Genomic DNA, 22,797 nt, shown 5'->3' on the forward strand with positions numbered 1-22,797 from the left:
GGGTTTGTAACTTTTAATGTAAGTTTTGGTAAATTGTAGTAAAATTGTTGCAAATTAATAAGTCAATAAATCAAGTGAAGTTTGCGCATTGCAAGTATGGTCTGTTTGCCCCTTGCTGCTATGGGGCAAATTGTTGTGTTCTCTGCTTAATTACTAATAGGCATCGTTATTTGTAACATGATCATGTATAAAGGGTTTATGCACTAATGCGTTGGTCGCTGTTGTCTGTGCTGGGTGTGCTGTCATTGGCAGGCCATGCCTGGGCAGATCATATTCATCCCGGTAAGGTTCAGTTTCCGCAGGTGTCAGTGGTGGCGGGTACCCAACTTTCCCAAAACCTTCACGATTTTGCTACGGTTTTTTCCCGTTTTGTACATGAAAAAACGGGTAGTAATGTGCAAATCATGCAAATGGCCGGGGAAAGCGGCATGATTGGTGCCGATTATGTCTCCCAGTCCGCGGATGACGGCAGTGTTTTTTTGTTTTCAACACACTCAACCCAAAGTGTTAACAGTATGTTGCAAAAAACAGTTTCCTATTCTCCTGAACAGGATCTGGTCAATGTTGGCATGATCGGTACATTTGGGGCTGCGCTGGTGGTGCCGGTCGACAGTCCATTCCGTACGTTTTCACAATTGCTGGATGCCATTCGTTTGAATCCGCCTGATTACCGTATTGGTTATTACAACAGTACCTCGCAGGTGGCGGCCGGTTTGTTCAATTATTATGCAGATGTGAATATAACCGTGATGCCTTATAAAAACCGGAGCCTGCTTTTGCATGAACTGGCGATTAATGGCATACAGTTTGCCTTCCTGGATGGTGCCTTTGTGCACGATTTGCTTAAAGAAAAAAAGATCCGTGTGTTGGCCATAACCGGAGATATCCCGGGTATTGATATGAATGAGGTTGATTTAACCGCAAAACTGCATCCGGACTTTGTCCTGGAGGGTTGGCTTGGTATGGCGGCCCCCAGAAATGTGCCTGGTGATGTGGTTTCCCGGATGCGTTCCGTGCTGCGCGGTGCCCTGGCCGATGCCCGTGTCAAGCAGGCCATGCAAAAAACAGGGCTGAAGCCTGTTGATAATGTTTGTCTGAATATAGAAAAATTCATCCAGCACGATACCGAGCGCTGGCGCAAACGTATTATGCTGGCTAAAATTACGCCCCGTTAGGTTGGGTGGCTGGCACGGCATATCAAATTTTTAAAACCGGCCGGCTTAGTTGTTTGCCCTGATCTCAGCGTGACGTTTTTCCATTTCCTGGCGCAGCTCGCGGCGTTGCTGCGCGGCAATGAAACGATGTTTTTCTTCTTCCGTTGAAGGAACAAGCTGGGGGACGGCGGTGGGTTTGCCATTGTCGTCAACCGCAATCATGGTGAAATAGCAGCTGTTGGTGTGGCGCACGAATTGCTCACGAATATTTTCCGTGACTACTTTTATGCCAATTTCCATGGAGGTCTTGCCGGTGTAGTTAACCGATGCGTAGAAATTAACCAGCTCACCCACATGAATGGGTTGACGGAACACGACCTGGTCCACCGACAGGGTAACGACATAAGAGCCGGCATATCGGCTGGCACAGGCAAAGGCCACTTGGTCAAGATATTTCAAAATGGTGCCGCCATGTACATTGCCGGCAAAATTGGCCATGTCGGGGGTCATCAGAATAGTCATGGAAAGTTGGTGTGGCTTGTTGTGGCTCATGTCGATATTGCAGAGGTGGTTTATTTGAAAATTGAATTATACTGAAATTATGGCAGGTGACCGGTGCTGGGGTAAAATTGACCCTGGTTTTTTTTTCTACAGGAGCAGGGGTAATGCTGGCACAACGTTACAAAGAAGTTAAAGACAGGGTGGAGCAGGCCTGTATAAGGGCCGGTCGTGAGCCTGACAGTGTACGGATCTTGCCGGTCAGTAAAACCTTTGGCCCCGATGTATTGCAGGAAGCCATTGATGCCGGCCTGCGCCGTTTCGGTGAAAATAAAGTGCAGGAAATGAAGCAAAAGGCCGAAGTGTTTTCGGAGTATCCCATTGACTGGGTCATTATTGGTTATTTGCAAACCAACAAGGCCAAAGAGGTTGCCCGTTATGCGGCTGAAGTCCAGTCAATGGACCGTTTGGACCTGGCATTGGCCCTGGACAGGCGTCTGCAGCTTGAAAACCGCACGTTGGATGTGCTGGTTCAGGTGAAAACCAGCCCCGAGCAAACCAAGACAGGGATGCCTGCCGAAGCGGTTCCGGCCTTTTTGCAGGAATTGAAAGCCATATCAACCCTTCGTCCCATGGGATTGATGACGGTTGCGGAAAACAGCGACTCAGAGGCAGCGGTGCGTGCGTGTTTTTCTGCCTTGCGTCATCTAAGGCGGCAATGTCAGGATCTGACCGGTTTGGCGCTACCCACGCTTTCCATGGGCATGAGCGGAGATTTTGAATGGGCCATCCAGGAGGGCTCAACCGAGGTACGGATAGGCTCGGCCATTTTTGGTCACCGCAATTACGCTTAAGCCTGCTTAGCTGCCGTAGTTTTGCAGGCCTTCCAGGTCTTGTACACAGATGGCCCCGTATTCCACGCTTAACAGGCCGTCTGCTTCCAGTTTCTTAAGGGCCTGGTTGGCCCGCTGGCGCGAAACCCGGGCCAGGTAGCCCAATTCTTCCTGGGTAATTTCCATGCGGTTGCTAATGCCCGGATACAGGCGTGAATTGCATAGTTCGGCCAGACAGCGGGCAATCCGGGCATCGGCATTAAGCAGACGGTCGTGCTCGGCTTTGCCCACAAAGTGTCCCACCCGTTCGTTCAGCAGGTGCAGCAGGTAGCGGTTGAACGGGATGCTGTTGTCAAGCAGCCATTCAAATGTATGCACGGGCATTTTGGCAATGGTGGAATTGCGCAGCGCAATAATGTCATATTTGCGTGGTTCCTTTTTCAGCAGGCTGCCTTCACCCACCCAGCCCCCGGAAGGAATGCCAATGAGCGCCGCCACCTTGCCTTCGGCATTGCCCACCGAAATGCGGATCAATCCTTCAATAACGCCAATCCAGTGATCGGAAGACTCGCCCTTGCGCACAATCATGGCACCAGACGGATAGTGGTGGACTTTGATGTCCTGTTTGACCCGTTCTTGATGTTCGGGAGTAAGAAGGAGGAACCAGCTGGAGAAATGTGGAGCAAATTCAGTCATAAGGACTTACCCTAGAAGCGGTTGGAATGTCACCATAACGACAGTTAGATTACATTCAACAGGCTAACTTTGCAATACATTACAAAGAATAATTAAATAAGATTGATGTGTCCGGTTCTGTTATTTCCAATTTAAAGTTTTGTGGGCAATTCAACCAACCGGAAGCAATCATGCTAGAGACACAATATAAAAGGAGGCAACATGGCGTACGCTATGTCTGGTACAGGTTCGGAAACGGGCCTGGACACATTTCCTGCCTTGCTGTTGCATCACGCGAACGTTCGCGCTGATAAACCGGCATTGCGTGAAAAGGATTTGGGAATTTGGCAAACCTTAAGCTGGGCCCAGGTGGCCCGAGAGGTTCGGCAAACAGCCTGCGGCCTGGCCGCATTGGGTGTCAGGAAAAATGATCATGTAGCGGTGGTGGGTGAGAACCGTCCCCGCCTGTATATGGCCATGATGGCAGCCCAGTCGCTGGGGGCCATCCCGGTACCTATGTATCAGGATGCGGTGGCACAGGAAATGGTTTATGTGCTGCAAGATGCCGGAGTGCGGGTGGTGGTGGTTGAAAACCAGGAGCAGGTGGATAAAATGATCGAGATCCACGAACAGGTGCCTGATCTGGCCCATGTGGTTTACGATGATCCGCGCGGCCTGCGTCATTACACTGATGAATTGCTGCTGTCCTGGGAAAGCCTGCAGGAAAAGGGGCAAGAGTATGAGAGCGCCAACCCCGGTTTTTATCTGGAAACCGTAAACAGTCTGTCGGCGGATGATCCGGCGGCCATGTTTTATACCTCGGGTACCACCGGTAAACCCAAAGGAGTGGTGCTGACCCATCATGCCCTGATCGACCGGGCCCGTGTTATCCAGAGGCTTGAAAACCTGACCGACAAGGAAGAGGTGCTGGCTTATTTGCCACCGGCCTGGATTGGCCAGAACATGTTTTCCTATACCCAGTTGCTGGTGACCGGTTTTACCGTGAATCACCCTGAGTCACCCGCTACCGTGTCTATCGATATGCACGATATCGGCCCCACCTATTATTTTTCTCCACCACGGGTTCTGGAGGATTTGCTGACCCAGGTCATGATCCGGATGGAAGACGCTGGCCGCCTGAAAAAAACCATGTTCAAGTCATGTATGGCGCTGGCAAAGCGGGTGGGTACGCGTATCCTTGATAAAGAGTCGGTAGGTTTATGGGACCGTTTCAAATATATGCTGGGTGATGTGCTGGTGTATGGGCCGTTGCGTAATGCCTTGGGCATGAGTCGGGTGCGGGTGGCTTATACGGCCGGTGAGGCGATTGGTCCCGACCTGTTTTCTTTTTACCGATCTATCGGTATCAATTTAAAGCAATTGTACGGATCTACCGAAACCTCGGTGTTTGTGTGCGTGCAAAGTGATGGCAACGTGCGGGCCGATACCGTGGGGCCGCCCGTTGAAGGGGTGGAACTGCGGATTGCAGACAATGGCGAGGTGCAAATCAAAAGCCCGGGCCTGTTCAAGGAATATTATAAAAACCCCGAGTCCACCAAAGAGTCTTTTACCGAAGATGGCTGGTATCACACGGGTGATGCCGGGGTGATTGATGCCAATGGGCAGCTCAAGATTATTGACCGTGCCAAGGATGTGGGCAAGTTAAGCGATGGCCGCATGTTTGCACCCAAATATGTCGAAAACAAGCTGAAGTTTTTCCCGTACATCAAGGAAGTGGTGGCGTTTGGCGCCAATATGGATTTTGTGTGCGCCTTTGTGAATATAGACCTTGAAGCGGTGGCCAACTGGGCCGAACGTCGTGGCCTGGCCTATGCCGGTTATACCGACCTGGCTTCCAAATCCGAGGTTTATGACCTGATTGCCGATTGTATCAATCAGGTCAATATGGATGTGGCCAGTGATGAAATGCTGGCTGGCCTGCAAATTCACCGCTTCCTTATTTTACATAAAGAACTGGACCCGGATGATGGTGAGCTGACACGTACCCGCAAGGTGCGACGGGCATTTATTGCCGAAAAATACAAGGTTCTTATCGATGCCCTGTTTGAAGGCCGGCAACACCAGTTTATCGAGACCGAAGTCAAGTTTGAGGACGGGCGTACTGGCAAGATTTCTGCCGATCTGAAGATTGCCGAAGGCAAAGTGGTTGATGTCAAGATGAAGAAGGTTGCCTGAGAATGATGAACGAAAGAGAAAAGCAGATTGGTGATGTGATCCTGGATATGCAGGGTATTTCCCTGTCCTTTGGGGGTGTCAAGGCACTTACCAATATTTCATTTAATGTTAAAGAGCATGAGATCCGTGCCATTATCGGCCCTAACGGTGCCGGTAAAAGTTCAATGTTAAACGTGATTAACGGGGTGTATGTGCCACAGGAAGGTGGCATCCAGTTCAGGGGGAATCATTTCAACCGGATGACACCGCGCCGGGCTGCCGAAATGGGTATTGCACGCACTTTCCAGAACCTGGCTTTGTTCAAGGGGATGAGCGTGCTGGACAACATTATGACAGGCCGTAACCTGCGCATGAAAAGCGGCATCCTGTCACAGGCATTCCGGATTTTTGGTGCCGAAAAGGAAGAAATCAGGCATCGCGAGTTTGTGGAAAACATTATTGATTTCCTGGAGATTCAGGCTTATCGCAAAACCCCGGTCGGGCGTTTGCCTTATGGCCTGCAAAAAAGGGTCGACCTGGGACGGGCGCTGGCCATGGAGCCCCGCCTGCTGTTGCTTGATGAGCCCATGGCCGGCATGAATATTGAAGAAAAACAGGATATGAGCCGTTTCATTCTGGATGTGAACGATGAATACGGGACCACGATTGTGTTGATTGAGCACGATATGGGGGTTGTGATGGATATCTCGGATCGTGTCGTGGTACTGGATTACGGCAAGAAAATCGGCGATGGCACACCGGCCGAGGTTCGTTCAAATGAAGAAGTGATTCGTGCCTATCTGGGCGTAGAGCATTGAGGGCATTATGGGATATTTCTTGGAAACTTTGTTTGGTGGCCTGATGAGCGGCATGCTGTATGCCTTGGTCGGGCTGGGTTTTGTGCTGATTTTCAAGGCATCAGGGGTGTTCAACTTTGCCCAGGGAGCCATGGTACTGGTGGCGGCCTTGTCAATGGCACGGTTCTCAACCTGGCTGCCCCAGTGGCTGGGTTTTGAAAGCATGTGGCTGGCCAATATTCTGGCCTTCATCGTCAGTGCGGTGTTAATGGTGATTATTGCCTGGCTGGTAGAACGGCTGGTTTTGCGTCATCTGGTCAATCAAGAGGCCACCACCTTGTTAATGGCCACTTTGGGCATCAGTTATTTTCTGGACGGATTCGGTCAAACCCTGTTTGGCAGTTCGGTTTACACGATTGATGTCGGCATGCCCAAAGATCCGGCTTTTATCCTGGACAGTCTGTTCGAAGGCGGCATTTTAATCAATCTTGAAGACCTGACGGCGGCGGCGATTGCAGCAGCCCTGGTGGCAGCCCTGGCCTTTTTCTTTCAGTACACCTCTACCGGGCGTGCCTTGCGGGCGGTGGCTGATGACCATCAGGCGGCGCAATCCATTGGTATCCCCCTTAACCGGATCTGGGTCATTGTATGGGTGGTGGCAGGTATTGTGGCGCTGGTGGCGGGCATTATCTGGGGCTCCAAGTTTGGTGTGCAGTTTACGCTTTCCACTGCTGCGCTGCGGGCTTTGCCGGTGGTTATCCTGGGTGGGTTGACTTCGGTTCCCGGGGCCATTATCGGCGGGCTCATTATCGGAGTGGGCGAAAAATTATCGGAAGCCTACCTGGGTCCTTATCTGGGGGGGGGCATTGAAATCTGGTTTGCCTATGTATTGGCCCTGACATTCCTGCTGTTCCGTCCGCAAGGTTTGTTTGGTGAAAAGATTATCGACCGCGTATAGCGGGCAAGCGTAAAGGAAGTACATCATGTTATATCGTGAAAATGGACAGTTCAAGACCAGTTACCGGGCCGATCAGCAGATCTTTCCCATCCGCCAGGATCGTGTCCTGATGGTGATTTTGCTGGCTGTTGCCTTTCTGATGGTGCCGGCCCTGGCCAGTGATTATTTGTTAAGTGGCGTTGTTATTCCTTTTCTGATCCTGTCCCTGGCAGCGATTGGCCTGAATATCCTGGTGGGCTATTGTGGGCAGATTTCACTGGGTAGTGGTGCCTTCATGGCCGTGGGTGCTTATGCAGCCTGGAATTTCGGGGTGCGTTTCCCCGAGATGCCCCTGCTGCTGCAGATTCTGCTGGGGGGCTTGTGTTCAACCCTGGTGGGTATCCTGTTTGGCATTCCCAGCCTGCGGATCCGGGGCCTGTATCTGGCGGTCGCCACGCTGGCCGCCCAGTTCTTTGTCGACTGGACATTCCTGCGGATTCCGTTCTTTACGAACTACTCTTCCTCAGGCAGTGTGTCGGTACCACCACTGACATTCTTTGGTCTGGATGTGCAAACACCGGTACAAAAATACCTGTTCATTCTTTTGCTGGTGGTCATTATTGCCCTGTTGGCCAAAAACCTGGTGCGCAGTGCGATTGGCCGTGAATGGATGGCGATCCGTGATATGGACGTGGCGGCTTCGGTCATTGGCATTCGCCCCATGTATGCCAAGCTCAGCGCCTTTGCGGTCAGTTCGTTCATTATCGGGGTATCCGGCGTGCTATGGGGTTATTTGCACCTGGGCTCATGGGAGCCCCTGGCCTTTGACCTGAATCGCTCTTTCCAGCTGTTGTTCATGGTTATTATTGGTGGTTTGGGCTCTATTGTAGGCAGCTTCTATGGGGCCGCCTTTATTGTACTGGTGCCGATTTTGCTTAACCGGATTCCGGCCATGATGGGTATCCCGATTGGCGTGGATACCGCAGCGCACATCGAGCATATGGTATTTGGTGCCCTGATTGTCTTTTTCCTGATTGCGGAACCGCATGGCCTGGCAAGATTGTGGAGTATTGCCAAAGAGAAGTTGCGGATATGGCCTTTCCCACATTAAAAGCTTACGTTTAACTGACGTTGTCATTTATAAAAAACAGCATGTATCAATTTCTTCGGAGGAGACCGATATGAAATTAAGCTTCAAATCCATTACGGCAGCCCTGGCAGTTAGTGGCGTTTTGGCGACTGTTCCCTTGCAGGTTCAGGCGGCAGAAGAACAGTTTGTGCCCCTGTTTACTTATCGTACAGGCTCATTTGCCCCATTGGGTATTCCATGGGCCGATGGCAAGATTGACTATTTGAAACTGATTAATGAGCGCGATGGCGGTGTAAATGGTGTCAAGCTGGCTTTTGAGGAGTGTGAAACCGCTTACGCGACCGACCGTGGCGTTGAGTGTTATGAACGTCTGAAAAATGCCAAGGGTGGCGCGTCCGGTTTTGACCCGCAATCTACCGGTATTACTTTTGCCGTGTCTGACAAGGCACCGGTCGACAAAGTGGCGATTGAAACCGTCGGGTATGGTCTGTCTCAATCGGCCAATGGCTCCGTGTTCAAGTGGAATTTCCCGCTCTTGGGTACTTACTGGACTGCGGCCGATGTGATGATTCAGGATATTGCCAAGAAGCTGGGTGGGGAAGACAAGCTCAAGGGCAAGAAAATTGCCCTGGTTTATCATGACTCTCCGTATGGCAAGGAGCCCATCCCTCTTTTAAAGGCCCGTGCCGAGGCTAATGGTTTTGAGTTGCAACTGTATCCGGTCACGGCACCGGGCGTGGAACAAAAATCAACCTGGCTGCAAATTCGTCAGAAACGTCCTGATTACGTCCTTTTGTGGAGTGCCGGTATCATGACGCCGACGGCTATTCGTGAGGCACAGTCTACGGGCTATGGTCGTGACAAGATTTATGGCATTTGGTGGGCCGGTTCCGAAGGCGATGTGAAAGATCTGGGTCAGGTTGCCAAAGGTTATAACGCCATCACCATTCATAATACGGGTGAAAGCAAAGGCAAGATCTACGATGATCTGAAAGCCCATTTGTACGATAAGGGCCTGGAGTCTGGTAAAGATACCAAAGGTTCACTGGCCTATAACCGTGGCATGGTCATTTCCATGTTGCAGGTGGAAGCCATTCGCGCAGCCCAGGAAAAATTCGGCAAAGGCCAGCACATGACGCCTGAACAGGTTCGTTGGGGCTTTGAGAACCTGAACCTGACCGAAGACAGGCTCAGGGAACTGGGCTTTGATGAAATGTTGCGTCCGGTAAAAACCTCTTGCGAGAACCATATGGGAGATGACTGGGCCCGCATCATACAGTGGGATGGCAACAAGTTCAACGTGGTGTCCGACTGGTATCAGTCTGATAAGCAATATGTGGATCCGCTGGTCAAATCCGAAGCCGGGAAATATGCCAGTGAGAAAAAAATCACTCCGCGTGATTGCGCTGCCGAGTCGTAAGTAAATTGTTGTGCTTCGGGAGGCTGCATGCCCGGTTGCCGTATTGTGCATATGGGGTAACCGGCGTGTGTGAGTGCAGCTTCCCACCTGAATTCAGGAAATCTGTATGGAAACGAAACAAGAGGCACCAAAGGCCTTATTAGATGTGAATGGTATCGAGGTTATTTATAACCACGTTATTCTGGTGTTGCGTGGGGTATCGCTGGTGGTTCCCGAGGGCAAGATTGTGGCCTTGCTGGGTGCCAACGGTGCCGGTAAGACCACTACGTTGCGTGCCATTTCCAACTTGCTCAAAAGCGAGCGTGGTGATGTGACCAAGGGAAATATCCATTACAAAGGAGAGCGGATTGACAGCCTGACGCCTGCCGATCTGGTCAGGCGTGGCGTGATCCAGGTCATGGAAGGGCGGCATTGTTTCGGGCACCTGAGCATCGAGGAAAACCTGTTGACCGGTGCCTATACCCGAACCGATAGCAAGGGGGAAATTGCCGCTTCGCTGGATATGGTGTATCAGTATTTTCCCCGCCTGAAGCAACGTCGTGCCAGCCAGGCCGGTTATACCTCGGGGGGTGAACAGCAAATGGCGGCCATTGGCCGTGCCCTGATGGCCGATCCCAAAATGATTCTGCTTGATGAACCCTCCATGGGGCTGGCACCACAAATTGTGGAAGAGATTTTTGAGATCGTCCGTGACCTGAATACCCGTGAAGGCGTCAGCTTCCTGCTGGCCGAGCAAAATACCAATATTGCCCTTCGTTATGCCGACTATGGCTATATCCTGGAAAGCGGCCGGGTCATGATGGATGGTCGGGCCGATGAGCTGGCCAACAATGAAGATGTCAAAGAGTTTTATTTGGGCATTGAAAGTGGTGATCGCAAAAGTTTCAGGGATACCAAGTTTTATCGTCGCCGCAAACGTTGGTTGGCCTAGGAGCAATCATGAGTGAGTTTTTTGATGTATTGGAGCATCGCGATGCCGATGTACGTGAACAGGCTTTGTTTACCGCTTTGCCTCAGGCTCTGAAAACAGCGGTGGAACGGGCGCCAGCCATTGCCGATCAGTTGCGGGGCATTGAGGTGGAGGGGGTGCATAACCGTATGGCCCTGGCCGGTTTGCCGGTGATTCGCAAATCCGAGTTGCTCGAGCGGCAACTGGATGCGCGCGCTGCTATGCTGGGTCTGGCCAGGCAGCCGGGCGATGAAATAAACCGTGTTTTTGGTGGTTTTTCCACCATTGGCTGGGGGCAGGCGTTGCGGGTGTTTGCCTCGCCCGGGCCGATTTTTGAGCCGGAAAGCGCGCGCAGTGATTACTGGCGTTTTGGACGTGCCCTGTTTGCGGCCGGTTTTCGTCAAGGCATGCTGGTTTACAACTGTTTTTCTTATCACTTTACGCCAGCTGGCTCCATGTTTGAAACCGGTGCTCATGCGCTGGGATGTACGGTTTTCCCCGGCGGTATCGGGCAAACTGAGATGCAAGTGCAAAATATTCGCGATCTGGCACCTGATGGCTACACGGGAACGCCCAGTTTCCTGCGCCTGATTCTGGAAAAAGCCGATGCCATGGGGGTAGCCTTGCCTTCCCTGAAGCGGGCCCTTTTTTCCGGAGAGGCGTTTCCACCGTCTTTGCAGAAATGGTTTGCCGACCGGGGCATAGAAGGTTATCAGGCTTATGGGACTGCCGATCTGGGGTTGATTGCCTACGAAACCCCTGCGCGTGACGGTTTGGTCGTGGCTGAAGATATCATTCTGGAAATCGTGCGTCCAGGCACCAATGAGCCGGTTCCAGACGGTGAGGTGGGTGAAGTGGTGGTGACTACGCTTAATCCCGATTATCCGTTGGTGCGTTTTGGTACCGGTGACCTGTCGGCTATTATTGCCGGCCCGTCTGCCTGTGGTCGAACCAATAAGCGTATCAAGGGATGGATGGGCAGGGCAGACCAGACCACCAAGGTGCGGGGTATGTTTGTGCATCCGAAACAGGTGGCGATGGTGGCCCGGCGGTTTGCCCAGGTCCAGCGGGCGCGGCTGGTCGTTAGTGGCGCAGTGGGACATGACCAGATGAGCCTTTGGGTTGAAGTGGCGCCCGATGCCGTGTCTGATGACTTGAGGCAGTCTTTGGTGGATGCCGTGCGCGATATCACCAAGCTGCGGGCGGAAATCGTGTTTGAAAAGCCCGGATTGCTACCCAATGACGGCAAGGTCATTGATGATGTAAGGTCATATGAGTAATCGCTAATATGGCCGGGAGCCGGCATTGCAGGTGCGATGCCGGTTTTGTCACCCCGGCATCAGGCGACTGTCAATTAACGATAAGCAGATTGACAGTTGGAGAGCGGTGTGGGACTATATCGTGATCAAATGTTACATTGACGATTAGCTCGCCTGATGCCTTCAACAAATCTTCGTTTTTCCCGTTTGCTGCCACAAGGTCTGTAATGATGCCACGTATTGTTATGCTCTGGCTGGTTGCAGCGATGCTCTCGGGTTGCTCAAATGCACCGTCTGTTTATGCTTTCGGCTCGTATTTTCCTTCCTGGCTGCTTTGCGCTTTTATTGGCATCATCGGAGCAGTGCTGGTCCGGGTGGTTTTTGTTTACCTGCAGCTCGACGATGTTTTGCCACTTCGCCTTTTGGTCTACCTGTGTGTAGCACTCATTATTGCCATTGTCACCTCGCTGTCATTCTTTTCTACCTGATTCATGAGTCATCCCATTTCCTCCAACAAGCATAAAATTGTGGCACGATTGGTAGCAGCCATCATTATCGTGGCTGCCGTTGCGCTGGTCCTGTATTATTACTGGCAGAACAGCCCCTTGTCGGAAGATGCCATGTTGCAGGCCGATGTCGTGAATATTAGTACGCCGGTACCGGGCCGGGTTGAGAAGTTTTATGTGGTTGAAAACGGCAGGGTAAAGCGTGGCGATCTTCTGTATACCCTGGATCCAACGGTTTACCGTTTGCGCGTGGAGCAGGCTGAAGCCGAACTCAAGTCAGCCATGGCAGCCCGGGATGCGAAACGGCGGCAGATTGAAGCCGAGCGTGCCAACCTGACCGTTGCCAATGAACAGGTAGAGCGTGCGCTTTCAAACCTGAACCTGACCGAAAAAACACTGGAAAGACTGATTCCCCTGAACAAGAAGGGTTTTGTGACCACCCAGCAGGTGGATGACGCCAGAACGCTGCACCGCGATGCCCAAGTCAGTCTCAGGCAGGCCCAGGCCCAGGCGCGGGCGGCAGAAAGCCTGGTTGGGAACCTGGAAGCGGCCGATGCCCTGGTCCAGGTCAGCCAAAGCGCGTTGGCTATTGCCCAGCGTGCGCTGGCCGATACGCAGGTTCGTGCTCCCCATGACGGACTGGTGGTGGGCTTGTCGGTATCATCCGGTGAGTATGTCGCGCCCGACCAATCCTTGTTCACCCTGATTAATACCGAACAATGGTATGCCACCGCTTTTTTCCGTGAAACCGAGCTGATGGAACTCAAGCCCAATGCCTGTGCGCTGGTTTATGCGCTTGCCGATCCTTCCGTGATCATCAAGGGAAAGGTTGACAGCATCGGCTGGGGCGTGAATTCCACCGATATGATTGAGTTGCCTCGTATTTTGCCTGTTGTGCAAAAATCCCTGAACTGGGTACGGGTGGCTCAACGCTTCCCGGTTCGGGTGCGTCTGGGGGACGCACCTGAAAACCTGTTGCGTGTTGGCGCATCGGCGGTCGTGGTGGTAAAAAAACATGACGACGACTGCTAATCGCTTCTGGCCGGTCGTCCTGAATACCGCAAAACATGATTTGCGACCCTTTGACGGGCGCCTGGCGATGGCCTGGCGGGTTGCCGCCCAATGTGCGCTGGCAGCCTTTGTGTTCATGACTTACGGTATTCCGTTGGCGGCCATCGGATGCTACCTGATCCTGTTCCTGATGAAACCCGATAGTGCCGAAAATAGCTTAATGGCGATTGGTTTGACGATTTTGGTGGCACTGGTGGTGGTCATGCTGCTTTATCTGGTTCGCTGGACGATCGATTACCCCATGTGGCGTCTGGTGGTGATTGCCGTTGGTTCTTTTTTCTTCCTGTATCTGGGCGTTGCGAGCCAGTTGGGGGAAATTGGCAGTGTGCTTGCCCTGGTGGTGGGTTTTGCCATGACTTTGATTGGCTATGTGCCTTTTGGCGAGGCGGCCACGCGCGCCTTGCTTTATGCCTGGTTGATGACAGTAGCTCCCATGGGCATTATTGTGGGCTTCAATCTGTTTCTGGGTCGTTCGGCGGTACGCTTGCTGAAATCAGAATTGGTGCAAAGGTTTGAAATGGCGGGGCAGGTGCTTGAGCAGGCAACGGCCGTTGATGATTTGCATGCGCTATTGCACGAGGGAAATGAAGCCCTGAAAAAACGCGCGGGGAATATCAAACTGTTGCATTTGGTCTCTACCGCTCAAAACCGTTATTTGGAGGTTGCGATTGATGAGTCGTATCGCCTGATGCTGGCCGTTACAATGCTGGCGGGCAACCTGCCTGAGCAGCAACGCGTTGAACTGGCGGCGCAATGTCGTTTGGCTGCCCGGGCTGTGGCAGAAGGATATCCGCCCAATACTGCTTCTGAGGTCAGTATCACGTATGGAGCGGAGCCTGCAGAAGCCGCCAGACAGGCGCTTGATACGCTTCTGGGACGTTGTGCCTTGCCGGTGGTGCGAGCCGCTAAAGTTCCATTTTTTTTCAAGGACGCGCTTACCAATCCCAATTATGTGCGATTTGCCCTTAAAACCACAGCGGCCGCCATTATCAGTTATCTGGTCTATGCAGCGATCGACTGGCAGGGTATCCATACTGCCATGATCACCTGTTATGTCGCTGCGCTGGGAACCACCGCCGAAACGGTACATAAATTAACGCTGCGTATCATTGGCTGCTTAATTGGGGCTGCCATGGGCGTGGCCTCCATCCTGTTCCTGATTCCCCACATGACCAGTATCGGTTCATTAATGGCGTTGGTTTTTGCCGGTATTCTGGTGGCCGGGTGGGTCTCAGCAGGCAGCGAGCGGATTGCGTATGCAGGTATTCAAATTGGCCTGGCATTTTTGTTAACCATTTTGCAGGGCTTTGGTCCTGATATTCAGATGTCTGCCGCATCTGACCGGGTGGTGGGTATTTTGTTGGGCAATCTGGTGATGTATCTGATTTTCACCCGGGTTTGGCCGCTTGGCATTGCCTCTACGGTCAATGACAAGCTCAATGAGGCCCTGGATGGACTCACGAAAATTTTGGATTCAAGCCACATGCAAGCGGTGACCATGGATGATGTCTCTAAAGTGGTGGCTACCTTGCATCAGGCCCGGGAGGCCCTGGGTTTGTCAATGTTCGAACCACGAAATTTACGGCTGGATGATGCGTCCATCGCCCGCCTGAAAGACTTGATTGTGCGTGCAGAGGCATTGTGTCCCGTTGTGGTGTTCAAACAGCCCGGTCTTTATTCTGCCACTGCCAGTGCCCTGAATGAGATTGATCAAATGAAGCAATTACTAAGCAAGAGTTAAGGATGATTAAACAGGCACTTTTTCCTATCCGATTTAATCCAGCCTTAAGGCAGCCGGGTCTTGTTTTGGCAATGTGTATGGTTTTGTCCGGTTGTGCCAGCGATGCCCTGACGCTGGCACCGGCCTCACCCGATAAACCATGGAAGCCGTCTCCGAAAGATCCTGTTGTTTCTGCTATGACATCTGGCAGTCCCGAGGTGCCGTCGGGTTTTGGCGTGCCTGTCTTGCCCGAGGTGTCCGTGTTGCCGACGGCCCCCACCATTGACAGTAAACGGGCTTATGGTTTGCCCGAGCTGATAGATATTGCCCAGCGGGAAAATCCCGATACGCGCCTGGCCTGGAACCGGGCCAGGCAGGCTGCCCTGGCGGTTGGTCTGGTTGAAGCAACTTTCTTGCCGCGATTGTCCGCCAACGTGATTAGTGGTTGGCAAAAGACGCATACACCGCTTCCTTTGCTGCCGGGTAATCGAAGTATCAATACCGAGTTGAACGGTGTCGTGCCAGCGTTGGCGCTTGAATGGCTGATTTTTGATTTCGGACAACGCAGTGCGCTTGCTGAAGGCGCTCGGCAAGCTTCTTTTGCGGCCAATGTCCTGTTCAATGGTACGCATCAGAAAATTATTCATGAAGTGACACATGCGTATTATCAGTATGGCGGGGCGAATGCGCAAATACAGGTGGCCGATCAGGCCCTGAAAAATGCACGCCAAATTGCCAATGCTGTTGAAGCGCGTCGCAAGGCCGGCCTGGCCACCGTGCTGGAAACTTCCCAGGCCAATCAGCAAGTGGCCCAGGCAAAGTTGCGACAGGTGACAGCGCAAGGCAATCAGCAAATTGCATATCAGGCTCTCCTGGCAGCGGCAGGCCTGCCGGCAAACATGCATATTAAAATCAGTGCACCGCAAAAAAATACGCTGCCTGGTACCAATACGATGTTAACGGATGAGGCCATAAGGCTGGCCATTTCCCGGCGTCCTGATGTGCTGGCCAGTTATGCGGCCATGAAAGCCAGTGAGCAGGGGATTACCGCCGCCGAGGCCGAATTTTTGCCGAAGGTGTATCTGGGGGCAGTGGCTGCCACTAACCGGACCAACTTTGACGTGCGCGGTTTACCTGGCCTGCAGCAGCAAACCAGTTCAAGCAATGTCATCCTGGGCGTGACAATCCCGATATTTGATGGCGGCCTTCGTTCGGCCCGTTTACATGATGCGCGCATTCAGGCCGACAAGGCTTCTGATGTTTTTCAGCAATCCCGGCAGGCCGCCATGCGGGAAATCATTGCGGCGTCCAATATGCTGCGTACGGCATTGGCCAGTCATCAGGCCGCTTCCGAGCTGGTCAGAACCGCGCAGACAACTTACGATGGTGCGCTTGAAGCCTATCGCGAGGGATTGGGTACCCTGACGGCAGTCACCATTGCCGATACGGCACTGCTCGATGCACAACAAGCCCGCATGGATGCGAGAACTGCCTCTCAGGTGGCGGCAGCCAACCTTGCTTTCATGATGGGTAATATGACTGCGGCACGTGAAAGCTGGATTGAATAGGGCATGTGAAAAGGCCCTGGTTTAGTGCCCGCATGCGCGTGACGTGATCATGGGTAAAATCCAATTGCCTGATGAGGCAGATTGCCGTAAAGACATGGATGCCTGGCTGCATCGTCACGGGCAGTTAGGCAGTGATGGCGAATGTATTGATTTCCAGGCCAGTTATATTGATGATCTGGTCGGTGCTACCGACTATCCCGAGTTTCCCGTGCATCAGCAGGCCGATCTGTTCAAACAATGGCAGGAAGATAAAAAAGAAAAGCCGACATCATGGGTTTTCGCAATAAGGTTTATCGTTCAACCATTACCGGGACAATGGGGGCCAAACTCCCAAAACCTTGGCTGGAAATCAAGGATGATTCCCTTGAGGGGTTCATGTCTTTGAAGTTTAAAGAAGTTGCTTAATTGATGTTTTTATAATTGGGCAAGCGGTTTTTTCCGTGTGCGTCAGGCGTATGCTATTAAACCGCAGCTCCCGGGGATGTGTTTCCGGGAAGCCCTGTTGGCAGTAAAAAATAAGGTTGGCGATGGCCAACCTTATTTTTTCAGGCTTTTTCTTTGGCCTGTTTCCTGATTTTGGTCTTGATGCGGTTTTGTTTCAGGCTTGAAAGATGCTCAACAAAAACCTTGCCCATTAAATGGTCCAGTTCATGCTGCACACAGACGGCCAGCAGGCCATCGGCGTGAAAGGTGTATTCTTCGCCTTTTTCATTCAATGCTTTCACCTTCACTTCTGCTGAACGCTCCACCTTGTCGTAAATGCCGGGCACAGAAAGGCAGCCTTCCTCATAAACCTGGGTGTCATCGCTTTTCCAGATAATTTCCGGGTTGATCAGGACGCGAAGTTCGTTGCCTTCTTCAGAGATGTCAATCACCACAACGCGTTCATGAACGTCAACCTGGGTGGCGGCCAGGCCAACACCGGGGGCGTCATACATGGTTTCGGCCATGTCCTTGACGAGCTGGCGAATCCGGTCGTCCACCTGTTCAACAGGTTTGGCCACTTTGTGCAAACGTGGATCGGGAAAATGAAGAATAGGTAGTAATGCCATAGAATAAAATGTGGGTTCAAGTAAAAGACATATCAGCAATATCAATATTATAGGCAATTTTTGTGCACTAATAATAACCACCCTGCTTTACACGGGGGATTTTCCGTGCAGGGCAGGCGCAGTCAAATGTGCTTTGTGAGTGCCAGGCAGACCAAATTGTCCGTTTTTCCGTTTCTTTATCGTAAATGGTGGCACAATGTCATATTTCAAGTGGGTGTACGGGTACGGCCCTTTCCGTTCTGCTGGCACGGTAAGATAATGTTTATTTCATTCTTGTTTTTCAAATGTCTTTGATGCGCTCCCAAGAAGAATTGCAGGCTTGGTTAAGGCTGACCCTTGAGCCGGGCGTGGGGCCGGTAAAGGCGCGCCAGCTGCTGGCGGTTTTTGGTTTGCCAGACCAGGTGTTTGCCGCATCGGTTGGACAGCTCATGAAATATCTGCCACAAAAACTGGCTTTGCAGCTGGCAGCAGAGCCTGAGCCTGACATTCAGGGATTAATCCAGAAAACCTTCGAGTGGCTGGCCCGGCCCGGGCATTACATTCTAACGCTGGCCGACCCTTTGTACCCGAAAGCCCTGTTCGATACGCATGATCCGCCTGTTTTGTTATACGTGGATGGCCGTCCCGAGGTGTTGGCCATGCCGACCATTGCCATGGTGGGCGCCCGTAATGCCACGATGGGTGGCTGCGACAATGCCCGTGCCTTTGCCAAATACCTGGCTGGGCAGGGCTGGTGTGTAGTCAGTGGGCTTGCCCATGGCATAGATGCCGCTGCTCACGAAGGTGCCCTTCAGGCACCGGCAGGGTCGGGCAGCACGATCGCCGTGATGGGCACGGGTATTAATCGCCTGTATCCGGCTGCCAACAAGAACCTGGCCCTGCGCATTCGCGAACAGGGGGCACTGGTGTCAGAACTGCCACTGGACACGCCGGCCGTAGTGCATCAGTTTCCGCGCCGCAACCGGATTGTGGCGGGTTTGTCCAAAGGGGTGCTGGTGGTGGAAGCGGCAAAACAAAGTGGTTCACTCATTACCGCCCGTCTGGCCGGAGAAATGGGGCGAGAGGTGTTTGCGATTCCTGGTTCGATTCATTCCCCGCTGTCACGGGGATGTCATGCCCTGATCCGCCAGGGGGCAAAACTGGTGGAAACGGCCATGGATATACAGGAAGAGCTGGCGGGTGCCCCCGGAAGTAAGGTGAATGCAGGCACGGGAGGCGCGATGAAGGCGGGTGCGGTGCCTGACCATGCCGATGGTTTTGTTCCTGACCCCGAACAGTGTCGTCTACTGGAGCGGATGGGGTTTGAGCCTTTAAGTCTGGATGAGCTGGTGAGCGATTTGCGTATTGGCGTATCTGAAGTCAGTAGCCAGTTGCTGGCATTGGAACTGGCCGCTTATATTGTGCGTTTGAATGATGGTCGATATCAGCGTGTGCGTTAGGTGGTTCAGATTATAATGAAAAGTTGAAAAAAGCCATTTATGGCCCTGAGTGATTATTTTTAAAATGAGCAAACTAAAGGAAGGAAGACAGTCATGGCATTGCCGGATAAAGTAAAAATTGTAGAAGTAGGCCCACGCGATGGCTTGCAAAATGAGAAAGAGTTCGTCCCTACCGATATCAAGGTAGCGCTGGTCAACCAGCTGAGCGATGCCGGTTTTCTGAATATAGAAGCCACTTCTTTCGTATCACCGAAGTGGGTACCGCAAATGGCGGATGGCGCCCAGGTCATGGAAGCCATCAAACGCCGGGAAGGCACGGTTTATTCAGTGCTGACGCCCAATATGCGCGGTTTTGAAGGTGCTTTGGCGGCCAGGGCTGATGAAGTGGTTATTTTTGGTGCGGCCAGCGAGGCTTTCTCTCATAAAAACATCAACTGTTCCATCGATGAATCGATTGACCGGTTCGAGCCGGTGGCCCGGGCGGCCAAAGAGGCCGGCATTCGCCTGCGTGGCAGCATCAGCTGTGCGCTGGGTTGCCCCTATCAGGGCGAGGTGCCGGTTGAATCGGTGGTGCACGTGGCCCAGCGCCTGATTGCCCTGGGCTGTGATGAAATTGATGTGGCAGATACGATTGGCGTTGCCACAGCCTCCCAGGTTTACCGGGTCATGTCGGCAGTGACCGAAAAGGTTGACCCTCGCCAGGTTTCCGGGCATTTTCATGATACCTACGGGCAGGCACTGGCCAATATCTATGCGTCCCTGCAGGCCGGGATTTCAATTTTCCATTCATCGGTGGCTGGTCTTGGCGGCTGTCCTTATGCCAAGGGAGCAACGGGTAATGTGGCAACCGAAGATGTCCTGTACATGTTGCAGGGCATGGGCATTGAAACCGGCATTGACCTGGATGCCGTTATTACCACCGGACAGTGGATTTCCGATTACCTGAAACGTCCCAATGCCAGCCGTGCCGGCAAGGCCCTGGTGAATAAGCGGGCCGCGGTGTGCGCCTGATCTTTTATTTTTTTTGCCTTGTCTTGAAGGGCGGGGCAAATGTCTGGCAGGCAAGCCCGCTTTGGATTGTGCCTGCCCGACATTTTAGTGCGGGTCGAAGTGGGTGGTGATATCTAAAATATCTTCATCCACCATCGCCCGTCGACAGGCTTCTTCGGAAATTTCATGTCCTTCGGCAATGGTCATGTTGGCGGGCAGTTCAAGGTGTACTTCCACCAGGATCATATCGCCCATTTTGCGGGTTTTAAGGTCATGAATGCCCAGCAGGCCGGGGGTACCGACCAGTTTGTCGTGAATGCGCTGGTAGGTTTCGGCATCTACCGAGCGGTCTGTCAGATCATTCAGGGTAGACCAGATGAATTTAAGACCCATGCGTGAAATCATCAGGCCCACGATCAGGGCGGCAACCGGGTCGGCCCAGGTAAAGCCAAGCATGTTGGCCAGAATTCCGATGGCTACAATCAGGGATGAGGCAGCGTCGGAGCGCGAGTGCCAGGCATTGGCCACCAACATGGACGAGCGCACTTTTTCGGCCTGTGTGAGCAAATACCTGAATAGCAGCTCTTTGCCAACCAGCGTGGCGAAGGCAATGATAAGGGCCGTGTAGTGTACCTGGGCAATAGGCTTGCCGCTTTGTACGCTTTCGGCCGCTGCCCAGATCATTTCAACACCCACTAGTAACAATAAAACCCCAATACCCAGGGCGGCCAGGGTTTCAAAACGCTGGTGTCCGTATTGGTGGTTGTCATCGGGCGCCTTATTGGCATGTTTGCTGGCAAACAGCACGGCAAAATCCGATGCCAGGTCTGACAGGGTGTGAACGGCATCGGCAATCAAGGCTTGTGAATGGGCGATAATGCCAATAATGATTTGCAAGACTGACAGGCTAAAGTTAACGGCAACACTGACCCAGGTGCTGATACGGGCTACCCTGACACGCTCATTGTTTTGGGTCAGGGTGGCATTCGGTTTTTTGGCCGTGGGATGGTGACCAGCCGAAGCGTTGTGTTTAGGGTCGGAATGGGGAAATTGGCTCATAATATTGGACTGTGCCGAAAGAAATACTGATTGCCCTTACTTTAACTGAATCCACTGAAGATAAGCGTTGATGGCCAGAATTTACGGCATGTAGTGAGTTAAAATCGTTATCATTCAGGATTGTTTGCAGGAAGATAAGTAATTATGCGAGTTATATTTGCCGGTACCCCCGAGTTTGCCCGTCTGGCCTATGAGGCGATTGTCAACGCTGGACACGAGGTCCCGTTGGTGCTGACCCAGCCCGATCGTCCTTCTGGCAGGGGGCTGAAATTAACGCCCAGCCCGGTCAAGCAAGAGGCCCTGGCGCAAGGGGCGCAGGTGCTGCAGCCCCAAAGCCTGCGGCTTGACGGCAAGTATCCTGATGAGGCCCGGCAAGCGCAGCAGGTATTGCAGGCGCTGGCTCCTGATGTGATGGTGGTGGCGGCCTATGGGCTTATTTTGCCCCAGTGGGTGCTTGATCTGCCCAAATATGGTTGCCTGAATATTCATGCCAGTCTGTTGCCACGCTGGCGTGGTGCCGCACCTATTCAGCGTGCTATCGAGGCCGGCGATGCGCAAACCGGGGTGGCGATTATGCAAATGGATGCCGGGCTGGATACTGGCGACGTATTGCTTGAGAAGCGTATCGATATTACCGATCAGACCGCTGCCGTGCTGCATGACCAGTTGGCTGCAATGGGTGCCGAATGCATTACCGCGGTATTGGGCAAGCTGGGTACGGGTGAACTCAAGGCTGTGCCCCAGCCTAAAGAAGGGGTGACTTACGCGGCCAAGCTGGAAAAATCCGAAGCGCCCATTGATATTAAGCAGGATGCCCCAACCATTGCCCGCCGTATTCGGGCCTTTAACCCGGTGCCAGGGGCAACCCTGCAGCTGCCCGGCCTGAAAGACCCGGTCAAGGTGTGGCAGGCGGTGGCGTTAAATGAAAACACCAGCGCAGAACCAGGTACGGTATTACGTGCCACCGCTGACGGGGTGGATATTGCCACCGGGCAGGGCGTATTGCGTTTGCTTGAACTGCAAAAGGCCGGTGGCAAGCGACAGCCGGTCGCGGTTTTTGTAACGGGATGGAAACCTTGAACTGCCGTAAAACAGGGGTTTTGTTTTCAAAATACCTGATGACCGGGGTGCTGAATACCCTGATTCACTGGGGTGTTTTTTTCCTGGTGTACCGTGTTTTCAGTACCAGCCAGGCTACAGGCAATTTTGTGGCTTTTTGCGTTGCCGTGACCTTCAGTTTTTTTGCCAACGCCAAGTTTACGTTCAAGTCCAATGCCGGTTTAAGGCGTTATTTATTGTTTGTGTCATTCATGGGAGCGCTGTCCATTCTGTTCGGATGGGGCGCTGATGCCTTGGGTGCTTTACCTGTTATAACCCTGGCCGCCTTTTCAGGCACCAGCCTGGTACTTGGGTTTATTTACTCAAGATATATAGTGTTCAGGCCATGATCTGCATTCCCACGCAGGAGCGTGGGAACGAGACTGGACATTGGGGGGGCAGTTCAGAGCGTGGGAACGAGACTGGACATTGGGGGGCAGTTCAGAGCGTGGGAACGAGTCTGAACGAGTCTGAATGGGCCAGGTGGGTCTGTGTCCCCACGCAGGA

The 22,797-nt window shown here is 52.6% G+C and carries 22 protein-coding genes; 18 read left to right on the top strand and 4 right to left on the bottom strand.

Going from position 1 to position 22,797, the window contains the following annotated elements:
• The first annotated feature begins 206 nt into the window (after positions 1 to 206).
• A complete protein-coding gene (locus HCX92_RS03070) occupies positions 207 to 1,175 on the top strand; it encodes a tripartite tricarboxylate transporter substrate binding protein (RefSeq protein WP_169293452.1) in 969 nt (322 codons plus the stop codon).
• Positions 1,176 to 1,220: 45 nt separating this feature from the next.
• Here HCX92_RS03070 and HCX92_RS03075 read toward each other — a convergent pair whose 3' ends face one another.
• A complete protein-coding gene (locus tag HCX92_RS03075; RefSeq protein ID WP_169293453.1) occupies positions 1,221 to 1,706 on the bottom strand; it encodes an acyl-CoA thioesterase in 486 nt (161 codons plus the stop codon).
• Between the two features lie 113 nt (positions 1,707 to 1,819).
• Between HCX92_RS03075 and HCX92_RS03080 the strand changes: the two genes are divergently transcribed.
• Positions 1,820 to 2,506 carry a YggS family pyridoxal phosphate-dependent enzyme gene (locus tag HCX92_RS03080; RefSeq protein WP_169293454.1) on the top strand — a complete coding sequence of 229 codons (687 nt, stop codon included), beginning with the start codon at positions 1,820 to 1,822 and terminating at the stop codon, positions 2,504 to 2,506.
• Between the two features lie 6 nt (positions 2,507 to 2,512).
• On the opposite strand, the gene HCX92_RS03085 is transcribed toward HCX92_RS03080, so the two are convergent.
• Positions 2,513 to 3,181, bottom strand: a complete 669-nt coding sequence (locus HCX92_RS03085; protein WP_169293455.1) for a Crp/Fnr family transcriptional regulator — start codon at positions 3,179 to 3,181, stop codon at positions 2,513 to 2,515.
• Between the two features lie 201 nt (positions 3,182 to 3,382).
• Between HCX92_RS03085 and HCX92_RS03090 the strand changes: the two genes are divergently transcribed.
• The 12 genes from HCX92_RS03090 (at position 3,383) to HCX92_RS03145 (ending at position 17,037) form a co-directional block, all read left to right on the top strand.
• A complete protein-coding gene (locus tag HCX92_RS03090; RefSeq protein ID WP_211182239.1) occupies positions 3,383 to 5,356 on the top strand; it encodes a long-chain fatty acid--CoA ligase in 1,974 nt (657 codons plus the stop codon).
• 2 nt (positions 5,357 to 5,358) lie between these two features.
• Positions 5,359 to 6,153 (top strand): ABC transporter ATP-binding protein, encoded by a 795-nt coding sequence (locus HCX92_RS03095; protein ID WP_169293456.1) that lies wholly within the window; start codon positions 5,359 to 5,361, stop codon positions 6,151 to 6,153.
• Between the two features lie 7 nt (positions 6,154 to 6,160).
• On the top strand, positions 6,161 to 7,090 hold the full coding sequence (locus HCX92_RS03100; RefSeq protein WP_169293457.1) for a branched-chain amino acid ABC transporter permease: 930 nt from the start codon (positions 6,161 to 6,163) through the stop codon (positions 7,088 to 7,090).
• Between the two features lie 25 nt (positions 7,091 to 7,115).
• A complete protein-coding gene (locus tag HCX92_RS03105) occupies positions 7,116 to 8,180 on the top strand; it encodes a branched-chain amino acid ABC transporter permease (protein WP_169293458.1) in 1,065 nt (354 codons plus the stop codon).
• A gap of 70 nt (positions 8,181 to 8,250) precedes the next feature.
• A complete protein-coding gene (locus tag HCX92_RS03110) occupies positions 8,251 to 9,579 on the top strand; it encodes an ABC transporter substrate-binding protein (RefSeq protein ID WP_169293459.1) in 1,329 nt (442 codons plus the stop codon).
• A 106-nt stretch (positions 9,580 to 9,685) separates the two neighbouring features.
• The gene (locus HCX92_RS03115) at positions 9,686 to 10,510 is read left to right on the top strand and encodes an ABC transporter ATP-binding protein (protein ID WP_169293460.1); all 825 of its coding nucleotides are present in this window, start codon (positions 9,686 to 9,688) and stop codon (positions 10,508 to 10,510) included.
• Positions 10,511 to 10,518: 8 nt separating this feature from the next.
• Positions 10,519 to 11,808: a phenylacetate--CoA ligase family protein gene (locus HCX92_RS03120; protein WP_169293461.1), complete on the top strand. Its 1,290-nt coding sequence runs from the start codon at positions 10,519 to 10,521 to the stop codon at positions 11,806 to 11,808.
• Between the two features lie 206 nt (positions 11,809 to 12,014).
• A complete protein-coding gene (locus HCX92_RS03125) occupies positions 12,015 to 12,275 on the top strand; it encodes a YtcA family lipoprotein (RefSeq protein WP_248289985.1) in 261 nt (86 codons plus the stop codon).
• Between the two features lie 39 nt (positions 12,276 to 12,314).
• Entirely contained in the window at positions 12,315 to 13,325 is a 1,011-nt protein-coding gene (mdtN, locus tag HCX92_RS03130; protein WP_287811266.1) for a multidrug transporter subunit MdtN, read from the top strand.
• Positions 13,309 to 15,105, top strand: coding sequence for an FUSC family protein (locus HCX92_RS03135; protein ID WP_169293463.1), 1,797 nt, complete (start codon positions 13,309 to 13,311; stop codon positions 15,103 to 15,105). The genes mdtN and HCX92_RS03135 overlap by 17 nt, the downstream gene beginning before the upstream one ends.
• A 77-nt stretch (positions 15,106 to 15,182) precedes the next feature.
• Positions 15,183 to 16,652 (top strand): TolC family protein, encoded by a 1,470-nt coding sequence (locus tag HCX92_RS03140; protein WP_169293464.1) that lies wholly within the window; start codon positions 15,183 to 15,185, stop codon positions 16,650 to 16,652.
• Between the two features lie 49 nt (positions 16,653 to 16,701).
• A complete protein-coding gene (locus HCX92_RS03145; RefSeq protein WP_211182240.1) occupies positions 16,702 to 17,037 on the top strand; it encodes a hypothetical protein in 336 nt (111 codons plus the stop codon).
• 160 nt (positions 17,038 to 17,197) lie between these two features.
• On the opposite strand, the gene def is transcribed toward HCX92_RS03145, so the two are convergent.
• Complete coding sequence (def, locus tag HCX92_RS03150) at positions 17,198 to 17,704, bottom strand: peptide deformylase (protein ID WP_169293465.1); 507 nt, start codon at positions 17,702 to 17,704, stop codon at positions 17,198 to 17,200.
• Positions 17,705 to 17,988: 284 nt separating this feature from the next.
• On the opposite strand from def, the gene dprA reads away from it, so the two are divergent.
• Positions 17,989 to 19,143 carry a DNA-processing protein DprA gene (gene dprA / locus HCX92_RS03155; protein WP_169293466.1) on the top strand — a complete coding sequence of 385 codons (1,155 nt, stop codon included), beginning with the start codon at positions 17,989 to 17,991 and terminating at the stop codon, positions 19,141 to 19,143.
• A 93-nt stretch (positions 19,144 to 19,236) separates the two neighbouring features.
• A complete protein-coding gene (locus HCX92_RS03160; RefSeq protein ID WP_169293467.1) occupies positions 19,237 to 20,154 on the top strand; it encodes a hydroxymethylglutaryl-CoA lyase in 918 nt (305 codons plus the stop codon).
• A gap of 84 nt (positions 20,155 to 20,238) precedes the next feature.
• Here the strand turns inward: HCX92_RS03160 and HCX92_RS03165 are convergent, their stop codons facing one another.
• Positions 20,239 to 21,192 (bottom strand): cation diffusion facilitator family transporter, encoded by a 954-nt coding sequence (locus HCX92_RS03165; protein WP_169293468.1) that lies wholly within the window; start codon positions 21,190 to 21,192, stop codon positions 20,239 to 20,241.
• A 144-nt stretch (positions 21,193 to 21,336) separates the two neighbouring features.
• On the opposite strand from HCX92_RS03165, the gene fmt reads away from it, so the two are divergent.
• Entirely contained in the window at positions 21,337 to 22,272 is a 936-nt protein-coding gene (gene fmt / locus HCX92_RS03170; protein WP_169293469.1) for a methionyl-tRNA formyltransferase, read from the top strand.
• Positions 22,260 to 22,640: a GtrA family protein gene (locus HCX92_RS03175; RefSeq protein WP_169293470.1), complete on the top strand. Its 381-nt coding sequence runs from the start codon at positions 22,260 to 22,262 to the stop codon at positions 22,638 to 22,640. Before fmt ends, HCX92_RS03175 begins: the two co-directional genes overlap by 13 nt.
• Positions 22,641 to 22,797 lie beyond the last annotated feature (157 nt).

Source organism: Advenella sp. EE-W14 (assembly GCF_012923605.1).
Lineage (GTDB): Bacteria > Pseudomonadota > Gammaproteobacteria > Burkholderiales > Burkholderiaceae_B > Advenella > Advenella alkanexedens.